11 protein-coding genes are annotated in these 19,030 nt (G+C 68.0%); 5 read left to right on the plus strand and 6 right to left on the minus strand.

The features are described 5' to 3' along the window. Positions 1-73 precede the first annotated feature (73 nt). The gene (locus KY572_RS47865; RefSeq protein ID WP_317987897.1) at positions 74-1,213 is read right to left on the minus strand and encodes a peptidoglycan-binding domain-containing protein; all 1,140 of its coding nucleotides are present in this window, start codon (positions 1,211-1,213) and stop codon (positions 74-76) included. A 216-nt stretch (positions 1,214-1,429) separates the two neighbouring features. On the opposite strand from KY572_RS47865, the gene KY572_RS25450 reads away from it, so the two are divergent. Together KY572_RS25450 and KY572_RS25455 are read left to right on the plus strand one after the other, a co-directional pair. Next, a complete protein-coding gene (locus KY572_RS25450; RefSeq protein ID WP_224245559.1) occupies positions 1,430-4,390 on the plus strand; it encodes a hypothetical protein in 2,961 nt (986 codons plus the stop codon). A gap of 478 nt (positions 4,391-4,868) precedes the next feature. After that, entirely contained in the window at positions 4,869-8,306 is a 3,438-nt protein-coding gene (locus tag KY572_RS25455) for a serine/threonine-protein kinase (RefSeq protein ID WP_224245560.1), read from the plus strand. Positions 8,307-8,378: 72 nt separating this feature from the next. Here KY572_RS25455 and KY572_RS25460 read toward each other — a convergent pair whose 3' ends face one another. Together KY572_RS25460 and KY572_RS25465 are read right to left on the minus strand one after the other, a co-directional pair. Beyond that, positions 8,379-8,651, minus strand: a complete 273-nt coding sequence (locus KY572_RS25460) for a hypothetical protein (RefSeq protein WP_224245561.1) — start codon at positions 8,649-8,651, stop codon at positions 8,379-8,381. 252 nt (positions 8,652-8,903) lie between these two features. Beyond that, on the minus strand, positions 8,904-10,415 hold the full coding sequence (locus KY572_RS25465; protein ID WP_224245562.1) for a sigma 54-interacting transcriptional regulator: 1,512 nt from the start codon (positions 10,413-10,415) through the stop codon (positions 8,904-8,906). 270 nt (positions 10,416-10,685) lie between these two features. Here KY572_RS25465 and KY572_RS47365 point away from each other — a divergent pair, with 270 nt between their 5' ends. Both KY572_RS47365 and KY572_RS25470 read left to right on the plus strand, forming a co-directional pair. Beyond that, positions 10,686-10,811: a hypothetical protein gene (locus tag KY572_RS47365; protein WP_263452000.1), complete on the plus strand. Its 126-nt coding sequence runs from the start codon at positions 10,686-10,688 to the stop codon at positions 10,809-10,811. Between the two features lie 1,036 nt (positions 10,812-11,847). Next, positions 11,848-14,421: a glycosyl hydrolase family 18 protein gene (locus tag KY572_RS25470; protein WP_224245779.1), complete on the plus strand. Its 2,574-nt coding sequence runs from the start codon at positions 11,848-11,850 to the stop codon at positions 14,419-14,421. A gap of 356 nt (positions 14,422-14,777) precedes the next feature. Here the strand turns inward: KY572_RS25470 and KY572_RS25475 are convergent, their stop codons facing one another. Next, positions 14,778-16,277: a protein kinase domain-containing protein gene (locus tag KY572_RS25475; RefSeq protein WP_224245563.1), complete on the minus strand. Its 1,500-nt coding sequence runs from the start codon at positions 16,275-16,277 to the stop codon at positions 14,778-14,780. Between the two features lie 284 nt (positions 16,278-16,561). On the opposite strand from KY572_RS25475, the gene KY572_RS25480 reads away from it, so the two are divergent. Further along, complete coding sequence (locus tag KY572_RS25480; RefSeq protein WP_224245564.1) at positions 16,562-17,233, plus strand: hypothetical protein; 672 nt, start codon at positions 16,562-16,564, stop codon at positions 17,231-17,233. 313 nt (positions 17,234-17,546) lie between these two features. Here KY572_RS25480 and KY572_RS25485 read toward each other — a convergent pair whose 3' ends face one another. Together KY572_RS25485 and KY572_RS48190 are read right to left on the minus strand one after the other, a co-directional pair. Further along, positions 17,547-18,017, minus strand: coding sequence for an NUDIX hydrolase (locus tag KY572_RS25485; protein WP_224245565.1), 471 nt, complete (start codon positions 18,015-18,017; stop codon positions 17,547-17,549). Positions 18,018-18,117: 100 nt separating this feature from the next. Then, the gene (locus KY572_RS48190; protein WP_407659996.1) at positions 18,118-18,837 is read right to left on the minus strand and encodes an immunity 52 family protein; all 720 of its coding nucleotides are present in this window, start codon (positions 18,835-18,837) and stop codon (positions 18,118-18,120) included. Positions 18,838-19,030 lie beyond the last annotated feature (193 nt).

Consider the following 19,030-nt stretch of genomic DNA (forward strand, 5'->3'; position numbering starts at 1 on the left):
GGCCTCGTCCCTTCTGCATCCCTCCAACGTAGGCCCCTCCCGGCTCTTGTGTCAGGAACTTTTGCCTACCTACTTAGATGGGCATGAAGACCTTGAAGCCGCTGCGGCCGCTCGCGCCCAGGGTGTTGCTCTCCACGAAGTCGCTGTAGGAGCTGCGGCCGTCGCCCGAGGTGATGGCGGTATGGCCGTAGATGCTGCCCAGGCGGGTGGAGGTCTTCTCCCAGGTGAGGATGAGGCCGGGGATCTTCAGCGCTTCGGCGAGCGACAGGTTCACCTGCTTGAACTTGTTCCTCGGCAGGTTGTCGTCGATCTGGTTGCCGTTGCCCCACACCTTGATGCCGTAGGTCTGCTGAATGGCGCGGCTCACACCCGTGGCGCAGAGGCCCTGGCTCGAGTAGCCACCCATGCTCAACGCCACCGCGCGGGCCTTGTTGGCCAGAGTGGAGTTGCCGTGCACGCCACCGGTGCTGGGGGGAGTGGAGGGCGTGCCGCTCACCGTGATGCCGAGCTGGTTCCAGGTCTTCGGCCCGACGACGCCATCGGCGGTCAGACCCTTCGCGCTCTGGAAGGCCTTCACGGCCGCGGTGGTCTTCGGACCGAACTGGCCATCGGCCGCCCCGGCATTGAAGCCGAGCTGATTGAGCCGGTTCTGAAGCGCGGCCACCGGAGGGCCACTGTGGCCCTGCTTGAGCGTGGGGCCGCTGCCGCCCGGAGCCGAAGGCGCCGAGGGACCCGCCGCGCCATTGAGCCTGGCCCACGTCTTCGGTCCGACGACGCCGTCAGCGGTCAGGCCCTTCGCGCTCTGGAAGGCCTTCACGGCCGCGGTGGTCTTCGGGCCGAACTGGCCGTCCGCCGGGCCCGGGTTGAAGCCGTGCCGGGAGAGGAGGTTCTGCAGGTTGGTGACGGCGGCGCCCTTGGACCCCTGCTTGAGCGTGGGGGTGGCTCCGCCCGAGCCGCCCGCGGTCAGCGCGGCCCACGTCTTCGGCCCGACAACGCCGTCGGCGGCGAGGCCCTTCGCGCTCTGGAAGGCCTTCACGGCCGCGGCCGTCTTCGGACCGAACTGGCCGTCGGCCGCGCCTGGCGAGAAGCCCGCGCTGGCCAGCGCCTGCTGAAGGGTCTTCACCGCGGCGCCGGACGAGCCGAGCTTCAGGGTGGGCTTGGAAGGTGAACTGGCTGCGGCAGTGGTGCTGCGTGTGGCGGCAGAAACCCGCATTTCGAGAACCTCGTGAAGAGTGACCGTACAAAGGTTATCGAGCCCTGAGGCCGGAAGTTGCGGAGTATGAGACGATGAGGAGCCCTGTGGAGGGGCTCTCCCTTCGCGCCGAGGCGAGGTCGAGCGATTTCAAGGGGTTCGTGACTGGGCGGCACGAGTCGTCCTTCCGTTCGCCTGGGATTCGCGATCCTGCGTGTCACCTGGAAGGAAGCGACCATGAAGAAGCTGCTGTTCGTCGTGGCATGGGCCCTGGCCGCCGTGGCCTGTGCTCCCGCCAGCTCCCCCGAGCCACCCCCCGTCATCCAGGATCCGAATCCGGAGCCGCCGCCACCCCCGCCGCCGCCACCCCCGCCGCCACCCCCGCCGCCGCCACCCCCGCCACCGCCGCCCGTCGTGGTCGCCCCGTTCGACCCGATCGCCTCTCCCATGGTCGTCCCCGCACCGAACGATCTGTTCGTCGATCCAACGACGGGCCTGATCAACGGGCCCATCGACTCCAGCGCCACCGCGGCACAGCAGGAGTTTACTCGGGACTACCTCAATACCCTCAACGGCGCTCCCACCCGCGTCACGGTGGGCACGAAGCTCGTCGACCTGGACAGGACCACGGTGACTGTCTCGACGGTGAAGTTCATCGATCTGCTGGAGGGCACGCCCATCGCCACGCCACCCGTCACGCCGACCGTGGCTTACGACGAGGACACCGACCAACTCACCCTCGCACCGCCTGCCGGCGGCTGGCCCAAGGGAGGCCGGTACGCCGTGGCGCTCATCGCGGGCGAGGCGGGCTTGAAGGGGCTGGGCGGCAAGGCGCTGGTGGGCTCGCCGATGTGGGAGCTCGTCTCCCAGCGGACGCCGCTCGTCACCTGTGACGATCTGAAGTCTCCGGACTGCGCGCTCGCCACGGACAAGATCCCCTCGGACAAGGTGGAGCCCGCCGAGCGCCTCGAGGAACAGCTCGCCCGAGCGCTGCGACTCGAGGACCTGCGCCGCGCCTACAAGCCGCTGCTGGATTCCATCGCGGAGCAGGGGGTGAATCGCGGCGACATCGTGCTGCTGTGGACCTTCCGCATCATGAACCACCCGGAGGTGACGTTCGATCCCGCCACCGGCGTCATGCCCTTCCCCAACGATCTGCTGCTGCTGCGCAACCCGGATGGCTCCGCGCACCTGAACCTGCCAATACCGCCCAATGCCCCGCCCTCGCAGGTGCAGCTCATCCAGGGCCTGAACACGCTGGATGGCTTCTCCACCACGGCGCCCATCCTCTCGGAGAACAGCGACGTGCGAGGGGCCCTCGACACCGGCCGCGTGGACGCGACGAGCCTGGCAGCGGGCACGAGGATCCTCAAGCTGACGCCAGGTGGCACGGCCCCCAACGTGAAGGCGTGCATCGACTGCGCCTCGAGCCGGAACCCGGACGGCACCCTCCCGAACAACCCGCAGCAACTGCAGCTCGTGCCGCAGGTGCCGCTGGACGGGCAGTCCACCTACGTGGCCACGGTGACGACGGACCTGAAGGACGAGCGGGGCCGGCACGTGGCGCCCACGGTGGTGTTCGCGCTGTTGCGCCTGAGCCACCCGTTGGTGGTGGACGGCAAGAGCCAGGTGACCGGAGTCTCGGACCTGCAGGCCCAGACGCTCGAGCCGCTCCGCGCGGGGCTCGCGGCGACGCTCGACACGCTGGCGGAGCAGGGGATGCCGCGCTCGAAGCTCGCGCTGGCATGGGCGTTCACCACGCAGAGCACGGTGTCCACGCTCCAGAAGATACACGCGCTGCCGGCAGCCGTGTACGGCCCCGCGGGCCTCCCCAACCAGCCGCTCTACCTGGTCGACATCACGACGCAGCTCAAGGCGCAGCTGGCGGCGCAAGGCCTCTCCAGCGACAACATCGGCAAGGCCTTCCAGGGCGCGCTCTTCCTGCCCTTCGCGCTGACGGGGAGCGGGGGGACCCTGAACCCCGCCCAGCCTCGGTTCGATCGCGTTCCGTTCCTGCTGACACTGCCAGGCGCCAGCACGCCAGCGCAGGGCTACCCCATCACCCTCTTCAGCCACGGGTTCATGGGCAGCCGCGACAGCGTGCTCCCCCTGCTCGATGCGCTGGCGGGGGCAGGGCGCGCGACCGTCGCGGTGGATGCCGTCTTCCATGGTGACCGCAGCAGCTGCGCGGGTATCACCGCGGCCGCGGGCCTCATGGATCCGAGCAATGGGCTCCCCATCGACACTCCCGACAAGGCCTGCGCCACGGGGACGTGCGACACGGTCGCGGGCAGTCCCTCGTATGGACGCTGCATCTCCGCCACACGGAGCGCCTGTGATCCGTCTTCCGCGGCGGCGGTTCCTGGCGACTTCGTGTGCGCTCAGGCGAACCAGGGCCGCTGCCTGTCGACGAGCCTGACGGACCCCACACAGGGGGTCTGCGAGGGAGGGAGCTTCAAGGGCGGCTCCGGCATGCCGTACATCTCCGGCTGGAACTTCATCGACATGTCCAACCTGTTCGCGATGCGCGACAACTTCCGCCAGGGCACCCTCGATCACGCGCAGCTCGCGCGCGTGCTCGAGGCGGGAGGGCTCGACACCCTGCTCGCGGCGCGGGGGGCTGGGAAGCTCGATGGCACGCGGATCGACTACCTGGGCCAGAGCCTCGGGGGCCTCCTGGGAAGTCTCTACACCTCCGTATCACCGGACGTCCGGCACGTGGTGCTCAATGTCCCAGGCGGAGACCTGACCCAGCTGCTGCTGACCTCTCCCTCCTTCGTCAGCACGCGCGTCCGCTTCCTGGAAGGCCTTGCTGCCCAGGGCATCCAGCAGGGCACGCCGGTCTTCGATCGGTACCTCGGGTACTCCCGGATGATCCTCGACCCGGCCGATCCCGTGAACTACGCCTATCACGTGGAGAACGGGGCCGCCGTTCCCGAGGGCCGCGAGGCGCTCATCCAATCCATCGACCAGGATCAGGTCGTCCCCAACCCGACGACCGAGGCGCTCATCTCCGCCGCCAACCGGGCCAGCGACAACAAGAAGAAGGTGACGGCCTTCAAGTTCACGTTCGACACGGTGCAGCTGCCACCCTCACAGCGCCACGGCTTCCTGAGCTCCCCCAATGTCCCGCCAGAGATCCGCAGTCAGGCTCAGAGCCAGGCGATCGGGTTCCTGGACACCGGAGGCCTCCCGTAGCTGCCTGGCCTGGCGCACTTTCTGCGAACTGGTCTGCTTGTCATACCAGTTGGGCACCGGTCCGCTCACAGGGGACCTCCGTGGCCAGGCAGTGGCCTTGCCACGGGAGCCTCCCCACCCCTTCAGCCCCAGCGCCTTGCTTCAGTCCACACAAGCACCAACCAGGAGTGGGTTGGTCGCGAGGACAGCCGACATGACGGCTGTCATGTCGGATCGGCTCCGGCGGCATGCTTCCCAGCAGCCGCCTGGCGCAGCTCCGCTCTCGCTTGCCCGAAAGGGCACTCGTGGGTGGCACCTGTCTTGCTCTATGAACCGGAGGCTTGACGATGGCCGGGCAGCCCCTGCCATCCCTTGCCGCAACTCCACGAGCGGCAACCGAACGTAGCTGTTGGGGGGAGGCTGTATGCATGACGCGCGCGAGGAAGACCTCGAGGTTGCGCTGAAGAGGGGTTTCATCTCACCGGCTGAAGTGGATGCCTTGCGTGAGGAGTCCCGTGCCAAGGCTCGCAGCCCCCTGCAGCTGCTGCACGAACGGGGCATCATCTCCGAGGAGACGCTCCTCGGGCTCCTGCAAGACAGGCTGGAGACGCCGGAACTGCGCAAGCCGAACCCGTCCGAGGCGGACACCCTGCCGCCAGGCTCGGCTCGCGGCCCCGGCGCGCCAGCGGATGTGGCCTTCCCTGTCCCCGGCTGGGAGCGCTATCAGTTCGTCAGGCTGCTGGGCCAGGGGGGCATGGGACAGGTGTTCCTCGCGTATGATCCGCGCCTGCACCGCAACGTGGCCCTCAAGTTCGTCCGCGGGCAGAGCACGGAGCTCGTCAGCCGGCTGATCTCCGAGGCTCGCGCCCAGGCCCGCGTCCAGCACGAGAGCGTCTGTCATGTGCACGAGGTGGGCGAGGTTCAGGGGCTCCCGTACATCGCCATGCAGCACGTGAACGGGCAGCCGCTGAGCTCCTTCACCGGTAGGCTCACCGTGGCCCAGCAGGCCATGCTCGTGCGCGACGCGGCCCTGGGCATCCATGCCGCCCACGAGGCGGGGCTCATCCACCGCGACATCAAGCCCTCCAACATCCTCGTCGAGCAGGCCGCGGATGGCCGACTCCATCCCTACGTGGTGGACTTCGGCCTGGCACGCGATTGGCGGGCCAAGGGGCTCACCGAGACGGGGGCGGTGCTCGGCACTCCCCACTTCATGGCTCCGGAGCAGGCTCGCGGCGAGGTGAAACGCCTGGACTGGCGGGCCGACGTCTACAGCCTGGGCGCGACGTTCTACCAGCTGCTGACGGGCAAGCTGCCTGTCCCCGGTGAGAATGCCCTGGAGGTGCTCAACCACATCGCTACCGTGGACCCGCAGCCTCCGCGCGCCATCGATCCCCGCATCCCCCAGGATCTCGAAGCCATCGTCCTCAAGTGTCTGGAGAAGGAGCGCTCGGCCCGCTACGACTCGATGCTCGCCCTGATCGAGGATCTGGACCGCTTCCTCGCGGGCGAGCCCGTCAAGGCGCGCTCCACCGGTCTTCGCTACCAGCTGTACAAGAAGGCCCGGAAGCACCGGCGCATGGTGGCCGTGGCCGCGGTGGCGCTGCTGGCCGTCACCGGCGCGCTGGGGTGGGCGGGATACACGCGCCGCCAGGCGCTCCAACGCGAGGAGTTCACGCGCCGCTTCACGACGAGGATCGAGCGCATCGAATCCCTGGCCCGCCTCGATGCGCTCGCTCCCATCCATGACGCGAGCAGGCTGCGTGGGGAGCTTCACGCGCAGGTGATGGCGTTGGAGGCGGAGATCCACGAAGCGGGGCCCCTGGCGGTGGGGGCGGGGTACTACGCGCAGGGCTGCGGCTATCTGGCGCTCGGCGAGGAAGAGAAGGCCCTGGAGAAGCTGCAGGCCGCATGGGCCGCCGACTTCCGGGAGCCACGGGTGGCCCTCGCTCTGGCCCGGGTGATGAGCAAGCTGTACCGCAGGGAGCGTCTCGAGGCGGCGCGGCTGTCCGTTCAGCAGGGACGGACCGAGCCGGCGCTGGACGCGTCGCGGCTGCTCGAGAGCCCTTACCGTCGAGGCGCCATGGATTACCTCGCGCTGAGCGAGGAGGCGGATGGCTTCTCTCCCGCTTGGGGGAGCGCGCTGATCGCTTTCTATGATGAAGACTTCGATGCGGCCCTGAAGTGGCTCGACGCGATGCAGGCCCCAGCGCCCTGGCAATACGAAGCGTTTCAGCTCCGGGGAGACATCCTCCGGGTCCGTGCGGCCCGGCTCGTGGCGGCAGGCGACTTCGAGAAGGCCCGGAAGGACTTCGATGGCGGCCGCCAGGCCTACTCCTCCGCCGAGGAGATCGGCCGTAGCGAGCTGGCCATCCCCCTGGCCCAGGCGGAGCTGGAGCTCACGCAGCTGATCATGGAGATCCATCACAAGGGCCACACGGAGGAGTGCTTCCGGCGCGGAAGGGCTGCCATCTCGCGCGCGTTGCTGATCGCGCCAGCGTCCGTCGAGGCCTTGCTCCTGGACGCCCAGCTGCACCAGCGCCTGGCGGAGCACAAGCTCAACGCGGGCAGCTACGCCGAGGCAGGTGCGCTCATCGAGCATGCCCTCGCCACCGCCCGGAAGGCCCACGCCCAGGCGCCGCGCGTCCACCTGGAGCTGGCACAGGTGCTCATCCTCCAAGGACGACTCCTCGCCCTCACGCACCAGCCTCCGGGCACTCCGCTCACCCAGGCGCTCGAGCTGCTCGATCAGGTGAAGGAGAAGGACCGCGATGCCAGCTACATGCACCAGCGCGGCCTGCTCTTCGCCTCCTGGGCCGAATACGGGACCGGCTCCGAGAGCACGGCTTCCCATCTCGACCATGCCATCGATGCCTTTCGTCAGGCGACCGTGCTCGATGGCGAGCTACGTCCAGCCTGGACCAACCTGGCGAAGAACCTCCTCAGGCGAGAGCGGCGCCAGGACGTCAAGGAGCCGGAGGAAGACCTGAAGCGGGCTCAGCAAGCCGTCGAGAAGGCCATGGCCCTGGGCTCTCAGGACCACGTGGTCCATTACTATGCAGGCAAGGTTCATGAGAGGAAGGCGGCGCGGATCCTGGTCCGGGGGGGCGATGCCCAAGCGGAGTGGCAAGGCGCGCGCGCGGCGTACGAGCGTGCGATTCGCATCAATGCTCGGGAGCCCTATCTCCATGACTGCCTGGGGGCCGTGCTCAATGAGCTGGCACGCGAGGAGTGGAGGCACGCGCGTGAGCCATTTTCGCTCCTGAATCAAGCGCAGTCCAGCTATGAAAAGGCCTACGGGCTGAATCCCCAGTTCACCAGTGCCCTCAGCAACGTCAGTGATACATGGGTCCTGCGCGCGCTCTATCAATCCGAGCGGGGCGAGTCACCCGAGGCCAGCCTCCTGGCGGCACGCTCCGCGCTGACACTCGCGCACGAGCAATCCCCGTCGGCCTGGTGGATCCAGGCCAACCTGGGAGCCGTTCATGTCCTGATGGGGGCTTTCGAGCTGAGCCAGGAGCGCGATCCCTCTCAGAGCCTGCGGCTCGCCGAGGACACCCTCCGCGCGGCGTTGGCTGGCACGCAAGACGATCCGCAGATCTGGCGCTACCGCGGGCAGCTTCGGGGCCTCCAGGCCCGTTGGCGGCTCCACCTGGGCCAGCGCCAGAATCTGGATGAAGACTTCGCGCAGGCGGTGAGTGACTTCCAGCGGGCCCTCGAGCTCACGGACCGCACGCACGACACGCGGAAGACCGAGTACCTGCTTGCCTTTGGCCGGTTCTGCTGTGAATGGGCCTCGCTCGGGCTGGGTGAGAGCGCCAGGGAGGCTCAGCGGCTTGGGCTCCAGAAGCTGCAGGCCGTCTTGAAGGGCTCACCCCAGGTGCCGGGCACACTCGAACTCCGCCGGTGCTTGCGTGGAGCGGAGCCCGCCCCGTAGCAGCCGCTGGGGTGACGCGGAGAGGCGCGAGGAGAGGGGCTCGCGCCTGGGCGCTGACGGGGCTTGTGCGGCTCAGGAGGCTGCCGGATGCGTCATCTCATTGGAATTCGGGGGGGGCTTGCTCGAGAGCGCCGCTGCGAGCTTGAGGCTGTGCTTCCGGAGGACGCCCACCAGCCCGTTGGGCTCGGTGGGGTTCTGGGTCTGCTGGTTGACCGCGAAGGCAGAGAGGATGAGCTTTCGGAGGAAGCCCACCAGCCCGTTGGGCTCCGTGGGGTTCTGGGTCGGGCGGTCGCTCGCGGAGGCGGAGTGGTTGTTCTCAGAAGCGGTTTGGGTGTCGTGACTCATGGGGTTGTCTCAGGGATTGAGGTTTTGTGACTCAGCCGTCGAGGGAGAGGGAATTCAAAGTGAACTCTCGGCTTGCGCCTCTCGACGACCTTGCAGGTTGTTTCTTCAACGGACGTGCCACCCGCGGGAACGATTCCCCAGGGCGGGGATGTCCGAAGCCCGACAAGTCGGGCCCGGAAACCGCGCGCCGACATGACAGCGCCGTGCCGGTGGCATGACGGAGCCGCGCCCGGGGCGCAGCCGGCGGGGGGCTCAGGGCCGTTGGAGTCCCAACTCCCGGAGTCGGCGGACGATGGCCCAGCGAGACATCCGGAGGCGCTGGACCATGCTGTCCATGTCGCCCTGGCACTCCTCGTAGGTGCGGCTGAACTCTTCAGCGCTCAGGGTGGGGTTGACGTGCCGCTGGTACCACTCCTGCAACGAGGAGCGGGCCACGCCGAGCCGTGTCGCGGCTGATTTGATCTCCCAGCCGCAAGCCTCCAAGGCGGCGCTCAGCTCCTGCTCGGAGAAGTCCGAGACCTTGTGCTGGAGCGTGCTCTTCGGCTCGGGCGCGGGGGGCTCCACCGGGGGGGACACCCGGGGCGGCGCCGGAGGAGGAGCCAGCTCCTGCTCCAGCCGTGGGTCGAGCCGCAGTCCGCCGGGCTGCCCGCGGTTGCTGATGATGATCTGCCGCGTCAGGTTGCGCAGCTGACGGATGTTGCCAGGCCACGGGTAACGCACCAGCCACGAGGCCAGCGACGCCGGCAGCCACGGCTCGCTCCAGCCTTCCGGGTTGCTCAGGCGGTGCGTCTCTCCAATGGCTTCCAGCTCCTCGCGCGCGAAGTGAAGGAAGAGCGGGCCGATGTCCTCGCGCCGCTCCCGGAGGGGCGGCACCCGGATCTCATACCCGGCCAGCCGGTGCAGCAGGGGGCCCTTGAAGCGGCCTTCCTGGATGAGCTTCTCCAGGTGTGCATCCGTGGCGGTCACCAGCCGCACGTCCGTGGGAACCGCGGTGGAGGAGCCCACCGGGAACATCTCCCGCTCCTCCAGCACCCGCAGCAGCATCACCTGCACCTCGGGAGAGGCCTCGCCCACCTCGTCCAGGAACAGCGTGCCGCCGTGGGCCGCGCGGAAGAGGCCCTCCCGGTCTCTCACCGCGCCGGAGTAGGCGCCCTTGACGGCTCCGAAGAGCTCCGCCGCCGCGAGCTCCTTCGGGAGCGCGCCCAGGTTGACGCTGATGAAGGGCCGGTCACGCCTCGGGCTGCGCCGGTAGAGCGCCTTGGCGATCAGCTCCTTGCCTGAGCCCGTCTCCCCTCGGATGAGCACGGGCACGTCCAGATCCGCGACGTGCTCGATGTCATTGCGCACGCGCTGCAGGCCCAGGCTGTTGCCCACCATGTCCAGCGCCTCCGCGCTGGCACGCGCCTGGGGGGCGGCCAGGTGCAGGAGCACCACCACCCGCTCGGCCAGCTCCAGCGGTACGCCCGTCGCCACCTCGACGGCGCTCAGCACCCGCGAGCCCCGCAGCGGCTCTCCCGCGATGGAGATCTTGCTCCCCTCGGGCGCCTCCAGGCAGAGGCTGCCCGCGGGCCCGGCGGAGAGCACCACGGGGTTGCGGCTCAGGAAGGGATCCGCCAGCGGCTCGGCCAGGCCCCCGTGGGGGTGCATGAAGTCCGGCTCGTTGCGGGAGAGCGCCACGGAGCGGCCCTCGGTCAGCTCATGCAACACCAGCCGCTGTCCCACGCGCCGGGGCACTGGATGCGAGACGATGCTCAGCGCAGCCATGAGACGGGGTGGCTGCTTTTCACCAGGGGCCTGGTGCCAGTCGACCGTCGAAGCGTCCTCAGGACCCTTCTTCGTCATCACGTGCCCTCTCCCACAGGATGAGGCGCACCGTAGCGTACATCGGAGCGGACCGCATAGGAGCCGCGCTCCCGAAAGCGCATGGCCTCGAGGACAGGTCCGTCCTGCCCTGGGAGCTCAGGGGAAACCCTCTCCGTCTCGTGGATCCGCTGCAGGAGAAGAGCCGCCTTCGCACACCATGGGAGCACAGCATTGGGCCTGGACGCCGCGGGCCACCCCATCCTGCGGCTGGCGAACAGGGGAGGGGAGGAGTCCTGGCTCAAGGTGGAACTGCTGGCCAGGCACCCCCGGATGCCCCTCTACGTCCTGCAGGCGTGAGAGCGTCGTGGTGCGCTTCTATGGAGGTTATCTCCCCAACCGCGTGTTCGACGCGCCGCTGCTTACGGAGGACGACCGCCATCGAAGCGCAACCGCCGCTCCCAGTGGAGGCCGTGGCACGGCCCTGAGCTTCCGGGTCCGGGCTTGAGCCAGCAACTCGCGGACGCGAGTGGCCAGTCCTGCGGCGTGTCAGTGATGGACAACCAGAGGAAATCGTCGCGCTCGAGCTGGCGGACGCGGGTCACCAGAAGACGCGAGCCGAGCCAGGGGTTCCTCCTGCGTTGGATGGCATCTGGAATGATCCGTCTCGTCCCTGGCCGCCAGGGTTTCAAGATGGAGGTTCCTCTCCTTCACCCGGCGTATCGTCCCCTTCTCCGTCTCCAGGTTCGGACGGCGGGAGCGCGACGCCGGAGGGTCTGGATGGCGGTTCCACTCAATGAGGCGCAGGCGCTCTCCCGGTGTTCGCCGGGGGGCGGCGGCGTGGTGAGCAGCGTGCCGAGTCCCACCGGCGACCGTGTCCGGTCCGTCCGCGTGCCTGGCGCACTTTCTGCGAACTGGTCTGCTTGTCATACCAGTTGGGAACCGGTCCGCTCACAGGGGACCTCCGTGGCCAGGCAGTGGCCTTGCCACGGGAGCCTCCCTCCAGTTCCAACCGGCGGGCCGCGTCTTCGGCAAGGAGCCCCGTCCGTCCGAGGCATCAGCAGGCCGTTGGAACACACACTCCATCGCAGTTGTAGGTGCATTGGATGACCGACCGGCAGTTCACCCACCACACGGCATCGGGGTCCTCGATTCTTGCTCATTGCGTCTCACGCAATCCTCGCGCGAACGTCGACAATCGCGGCATTGATATCTGCAACAGGCTGCGACACGCCTCTGTGGCTGTTCGCCACGCGAGATGTTTCAACCCAGCGTATTCATGAGTTCACCGCGGGCTTTCCGCCCGGGTGAGCCTTGGCATGAAACTGGAAAATACCTGAGAACAGCCGGTCGCTGAGTCCTTGAGAGCATGCGCCTGGCGTCTTGGGGGGCCATCATGCGCCGCTTCGCCAGTCGGAATGCCTGTTCGTCCAGAACTTCCCCGTTGCTGCGTGAGCTCGTGCTGGTGCTCTCGACTGCGCTGGCCTGCTCGGAGCAGGTGTCGCAGAGCCCCCCTGAACTCTCACGGGGTGAGTTTCTCTCGACATCCGGGTTCACGTTCAGGACGACGAGTGTCTGGGACAGCGGGTACTGCGCGGAGATGCGCGTACCCAACCTCACGGGGGCGCCGATCAACGGGTGGACGGTGGTGTTCGAGCTGCCGTCCGGGATGACGATCAGCTCGCTGTGGATGGGGCGGTGGTCAGCGCAGGGCGCGATCCAGACGGTGCGGGACGACACGTGGAATGCCGGGTTGGCGCCGGGAGCGGTGGCGACCTTCGGCTTCTGCGGCGGCCACGGCGGCGCCCCGGGTGAGCCGCTGAGCTGCACTCTCAATGGTCGGACCTGCGGCGGCAGCACGCCGCCCGAGGACACACAGCCGCCTTCGGCTGTCTCTGGGCTGAGCCTCGCGGGCAGCACTCCGCAGAGCATCGAGCTGCAGTGGACGGCCTCCACCGATGACACTGGCGTCACGGGGTACGAGGTCTTCCAAGACGGCGCGAACACGCCCGTGGCCACGCCCGCGGCGAGCCGCGCGCGCGTGACGGGGTTGCAGCCGAGCACTTCGTATCGCTTCACGGTGAAGGCGCGGGACGCCGCGGGCAACCGCTCGGCCGCCAGCGCTCCCTTCACGGCGACCACGGCGGCCCCCTTCAACCCCTTCCGGCTGACCTCGAGCTGGGGCGACGGCTACTGCGCGGAGATGGGCGTGCCGAACTTCACCGGAGCGCCCATCCATGGGTGGACGGTGGTGTTCGAGCTGCCGCCTGGGATGACCATCAGCTCGCTGTGGATGGGACGGTGGTCAGCGCAGGGCGCGATCCAGACGGTGCGGGATGACACGTGGAATGCGGGGCTGGCGCCAGGGGCGGTGGCGACCTTTGGCTTCTGCGGGAGCCATGCCGGCACCCCGGGTGAGCCGCTGAGCTGCACCTTCAATGGTCTGCCCTGTAGCGGAACCGCTCCAGACACACAGCCTCCCTCCACCGTCACGGGCATACGCCTGGTGGGCAGCACGCCGAGCGGGCTCGATCTGGAGTGGTCCGCCGCCGACGATAACGTAAGGGTCATTGGCTACGAGGTGTTCCTCAATGGGGCGCGCACGCCGGTCGCCGCCCCGCTGGCGAACCGGGTGAGCGTGGCGGGGCTGCAGCCAGAAACCTCGTACACCTTCACGGTGAAGGCGCGGGATGCCGCGGGTAACCGCTCCGCCCCCAGTGCTCCCTTCACCGCGAAGACCGCCAGCATGGGCACCCTGAAGGTGGTGGGCTACTTCGTCCGCTGGGGTGTCTATGGCCGCGGCTTCTACCCGAAGACGCTCGACACCAACGGGATGGCCGCGAAGCTGACCCACCTCAACTACGCCTTCGGTAACGTGGTGGACGGCCGGTGCGTCATCCTCCCGTCGCCTGACGGGGACCCCTGGGCGGATTATCAGATGGGGTTCACCGCCGCCGACAGTGTGGATGGCGTGGCGGACGCGTGGAACCAGCCGCTGAAGGGCAACTTCAACCAGCTGCGCAAGCTCAAGGCGAGACACCCACACCTCAAGGTGCTCATCTCCCTCGGGGGGTGGGACTGGTCTGGGGGCTTCTCGGCGGCCGTGAGCACTCCGCAGAAGCGGCAGGCGTTCGTCCAGTCGTGCATCGACCTCTACATCCGCGGCAACGTGCCCGGCCTGCCCTCGGGGGCCGCGGCGGGGGTGTTCGACGGCATCGATGTGGACTGGGAGTTCCCCGTCCTCGGCGGGTTGTTCCCCGGCCGCCCCGAGGACCGCGAGAACTTCACGGCGATGCTGGCCGAGTTCCGGCGTCAGTTGGACGCGGTTCGCCCGGGCTTGCAGTTGAGCATCGCCACGGGCTCGGCGGCTCGGGCGTACCTGCAGATCCGACTGGATCTCATCCATCCCTACCTGGACCACGTGAACCTCATGACCTACGACATGCATGGGGGCTGGGAGACGACGGCCAACTTCCACGCGGCGCTGTACAACCAGGTCGCCAACCCATCTCGGGGGCAGCGCGACAGCACGCACGAGGCGGTGCAGGGGCACCTGGCCGCGGGGCTGCCGGCGAGCAGGCTGGTGGTGGGGGTGCCCTTCTATGGGCGGGGCTGGCAGGGGACGCGCCCTGGGCCCAGGGGGGACGGGCTCTACCAGGCCACGGCCGGGGCGGCGCGCGGGAACTGGGATGACTGGAGCACCGGCAACACCGGCATGTTCGACTATCACTACATCCGGAGCACGCTGGAACCCACGGCCGTGAAGTACCGCCACCCGGAGGCGCAGGTACCCTATCTGTTCAACGCCTCCACGGGGCTGTGGGTGAGCTACGACGACCCTGTCTCCCTGGGCGTCAAGGGTGACTACATCCGGTCTCAGGGGTTGGCAGGGGCGATGATCTGGGAACTGAGCGGAGATGATGCTCAAGGCTCTCTGGTTACCGCACTCAAGAACAAGCTCAACCCCTAGACAACACGAGAGGCCTCCTGCGTGTTGATGTGCTTGACCATCTGCCTGTTCCCCCGTCAGCGCCTCCCTTCACTGCAGCATGCTACGACAGCCCTTCATCGCGGCTCGAACACAGGGCGGACCGGAGGTGTGCGCCACCTGAAACGGGAGGTCTTGAGTCCCACCGGCGACCGTGTCCGGTCCGCCCGCGTGCCGGGCGCACTTTCTGCGAACTGGTCTGCTTGTCATACCAGTTGGGGACCGGTCCGCTCACAGGGGACCTCCGTGGCCAGGCAGGGGCCTTGTCACGGGAGCCTCCCTCACAAGCCAACCGCGTCGCCCGCCAGGGCTCTGCGTTCCGTGAAGGGGTCCTCCTGCTACGGCCATCGCTCGACAGGGATGACAAGGCTGTCTCTCTCCAAGACAGGCTCGCCGGGCTTCGAGCCCGGGCGCTTCACCTTGTAGCCAGTACTCCCGAGGGTGTAGCACACCGGGAAGCGACGCCCGTCCGGCAGGAGCATCTCCGTGTAGCGGCCGTAGACGGCCTCTCTTCCCTCGATAGAGAGGCCTTCCGTCCAGAGCTGCCCGTACAGCAGGGTCCCGTCGGGCACGGGATAGTCGTGCTTCCATCCTTCGGGGAGCTCGACCCGGCTGACGATCCTTCCCGCGTGGTAGACGCCCAGCTGCCCATCCATGCCGGGCTGGTGGATATCGATGACGACAGGGAGGGCATTGCTGCCGATCATGTCCCTCTTGAACAGGTTCAGCTCCTTCATGCGCTGGACTGTGTCCGGGGGACAGTCCTCGGGAATGGGCCGCAGCTGGGGCGCGGCGCAGCCGACGCTGAAGGTGGTGCACAGCCAGGCGGCCACGGTCCTGACGGGCCACGAGTTGCGGAGGGTGGACACGAGCGAACTTCCTTTCTCGGATGAGGCGGGAGCCAACCACTCCCAGCCGGCGGTGAGGAGGCCGAGGCTCAGCAGAACCAGCCCCACCCCCAGGCCGATTCTCCTCCATCGCTTCCTGCGGAGAGCGGCTTTCTCCTCCAGGGTGCGAACCTCCGCCTCCATCTGCTGGATGGCGGCGGAGAACTGCTCCAGCGTCTGCACGGCGGAGCGCTCCTGCTGCTGCTGGCGCGCCTCCTGGCCCCGGCGCTCGGCCTGCTGCTGGTGAAAGCGGCGCTCCTCCTCCTCGTCCTGGGTCCTGGGAGTGGGGCCTCCAGGGGGCAGGGCCAGCGACACCTTCCACTCCTTCGTGGAGCGCTCCTTGTTGGCCTCCCACAGCGCCTGCAGCAGCGCCTCGGCGCTCGCGAAGCGGTCCTCCGGGCGCTTCTCGAGTAGCCGCATGGCGATGCGGCTGAGCGACTCGGGCACGGCTGGGTTGAGGCGGTGAGGCGCGCGGGGGACGACGGTCTGAATGGCTGTGAGCAGCTCGTCCGCAGGCATCCGTGCGTCGAAGGGCCAGCAGTCGGTGAGCGCCTCGAACATGAAGACGCCCACCTGGTAGAGGTCGCCGGCCGGCGTGGCGGTGAAGCGCGCGCCCTTCTTCCATGAGCCCTCACGCAGGAAGGCAATGGACTCGGGCGGAAAGGTGTGAGGCGTGCCGGGAGCCAGCCCCACGGTGAGGGTGGAGCCGCCTGGCAGCCGCGCGCTGCCCATGTCCACCAGCCCCGGTTTCTGGTCCTCCGGGACGAGCCCGTGCGCGCTCTTGAAGTCGCGGATGAGGATGCCGCGGCGGTGCAGCCCCGCCACCACGCGCACCACGGCGATGAAGAGGTCCACCAGCTGGGCGGCGGTGGGGCGGGTTCGCTCGCGCCAGTCATCATGAGGGAATGACCGGACGTTCGGGCATGAGGGGATGACCGGACGTTCGGGCATGAGGGGATGACCGGACGTTCGGGCATGAGGAGATGACCGGACGTTCGGGCATGAGGAGATGACCGGACGTTCGGGCATGAGGCTGTACTTCCGACGTGTCGAAGTTTTGTCGACGTGTCGAACGCTGCCGTCGACATGTCGAACGGCGCCAACAAACGTGCGTGATTGTTCGTCATTTCAGCGCGTTCATGCGCGTCAACGCGTGGGCCGGGACGTTGGGCAGCGCACCGCTCCACGTCTCGTGCTGTAACGCAGTTGCAACATCCCACAGGGGGGAAACAACCATGACAACGACCAACGACACCCGGGGGGTGGCGTCTCAGGAGCTGTTCGAGCGCTGCACCCAGATCCGCCAGCTGCTGGCAGCCGGCAACGCCAACTTCCACGCCATCGGCGTCCAGTACAACTTGATCGTGGACACCAGGCTGGCCGAGAAGGCGGGGTTCAAGAACGCGCCGGAGTTCCTCACCCAGCAGATCAAGGAGCTGTCGCGTTCGACGCTCGTCACCTACGGCGCGGTGGCCCGCGCCTTCTCCGCGGAGGTGTGCAGCCAGTACGGGGTGAGCCTGCTGAACCAGCTCATCGTGTACGTGGAGGCAGCGGGCGTGGAGCTGGACGCGAATGATCCGAGCACCATGCTCATCTCGGTGCCGGGAGCCGACGGCGAGCTGGAGGAGAAGTTCTTCGGCGAGTGCACGGTGGTGGATCTGCGCAAGGCGATCCAGCGGCTGCGGCGGCCGACCTCGAGCGCGCCGCTGCCGGCGGAGGTGGATGCGCGGGCCCAGCAGTGCAGCGCGGCCTTGACGGGCTACTTCCCGCAGCAGACGGGGGTGCGCGTGGAGGTGCGTAACCGCAAGGGCAAGGCCGTGATGAGCCTGAAGGACGTGCCGCTCGAGCAGATGGAGCAGATCGCCGCGCTGCTGAGCACGGCCCTGCGTTCCTCGCGCGCGGCCTGAGCGCGGTCAGAACGCAGCACTGAGCACCCGGCCCTCCCCGAAGAGGGGAGGGCCTCTGCGCCATGAACACGAAAGAACTGTCGGCTCCATACCCGGGCTACGAGCGCTGTGCCCGATGCCTTCATCTCTTCCTGGGCAGCATGCTCCGGCCCCATGGCACGCAGCGCGAGTGCCCGTGGTGCCTGGAACAGAGGCCTGGTACGCCCCACGGCCACGTGAGTCCGGCCTCCTGTGAGTGCCAGCTCCTGGCTCGTGCGGGGCAGCCCGCGGTGGTCTGAAGTGATACGGCTCTCGTCTGCGTGTGCTTCCGCCCTCAGGCTTCCTCGTCGGGCAGAAGCGTGCGTAGGAGTTCATCATCAGGGCCAAGAGGGCGCCAGCCAGGTGGCGGCGGCGTGGCGAGGAGCGCGTCGCCAGCCCTCCTGACGCGCTCCTCATGAGTGGCCGGGGTGTAGGCGGTCCACGTGCCGAGCGCCAAGGCCACCTCCCCACGGGTTGCATCGTCCATCACGGCCGGCCAGCCGTTGGGGAGACTCTCGGCGAGCTCGCGGACGAGCACGTCGCGCAGAAAGCGCGTGACGTGTTTGCGCTGCTCGGCCTCAGCCAGCAAGCCGCTCAACACCTGCACGGCGGCGATGTCGTCCCTCCCCAGTTCCTCAGCCAGCACATACAAGGGCACGGTGGGACGTGCCTCGGCGAAGGCGGTGAGCGAGGCGTAGCCACGCTCTTGCACCCGCTCATACAGGCGCGCCTTCACGTTGCCCTGCCAGGCCTGTCCGTCGCTCACGATCCTCTCCACGGGGTGAAATTCACCGGGACCTGATAGTCCTTCATACGCTTCGCGACGTTCTTCGTGTCGTGCGAGCGCGCGACCCACGGCCACGCCGTCACCCTGTTGACCAGGGCTTCAATGGTCCTAGCAGCCCGGCTCGAGCCAGCAGTTCGTGGACGCGAGCAGCGAGCGCGACGTGCTCCGGGTTGGAAGCGGTGAACCGCTCGGGAGTGAGGATGACGAGGGTGCCCTGGTCCTCGACGGGCTCGATACGTACGGGGGCAGGCAGTGGGGGCACCGTGCCACGCAGCCGCGAGAAGTACATCACCCAGCCTACGAAGGTGCCTGGCTTCGCTTTGTCCGTCACGCTGTCCCGGTGCGCCTCGGATGTGGCCACTCCCCACTCCGGGTCCCAGGCCATGGCCATGGCGCGCAGCACTCCGGCCATGACGGGTGCGGTCAGCACGCGCTCCCCAAGAGGACCCTCCTCATAAGGCCGGAGTACGCAAGTGGACGGGAGGTGCAGAGAGGAATGACCGCAGTTGCCATCAACCCCGGATGTCTCCTCCTGGCTTTCACCTGTCCACAGATGGAAGGAGAAGCCATCTCCGATCCGATGCTCCTTTTGCGCGAACAGCTTCTGGAAGCTCTCCGCGTCTGTGACGAAGACGCGTTCGCGTGCTTCCGCGAAGGATGCCGCCGGCTCATACCAGCGGGTCCACGCTGGGTCGCAGTGCCCCAGGAGGTGGAAGAACCGCTCCGCACGTCGCGCGCAAGCCTCGGCGGATTCGGGCCGGTCGAGCCAGCAAGAGCCAGCGTAATACGTCTCTATCATCAGAGGGCGACTCCTCACGGGGGTGGGGGGATATGAACGACCTCGATATCGCTTGGGGTGCTGCACCCGGCGAAGGAGGCGAACAGCAGCACGACCGCCCCGTGCCGCATGTGGGGCCTCCTGGCAATGCCCCCACGCCTCGGGAGCACCACCCGAGATTACAGGGGGGCTATGCCAGTCCCGTCAATGAAGG

The sequence above is a fragment of the Hyalangium gracile genome (assembly GCF_020103725.1).
GTDB classification, from domain to species: Bacteria; Myxococcota; Myxococcia; order Myxococcales; family Myxococcaceae; genus Hyalangium; species Hyalangium gracile.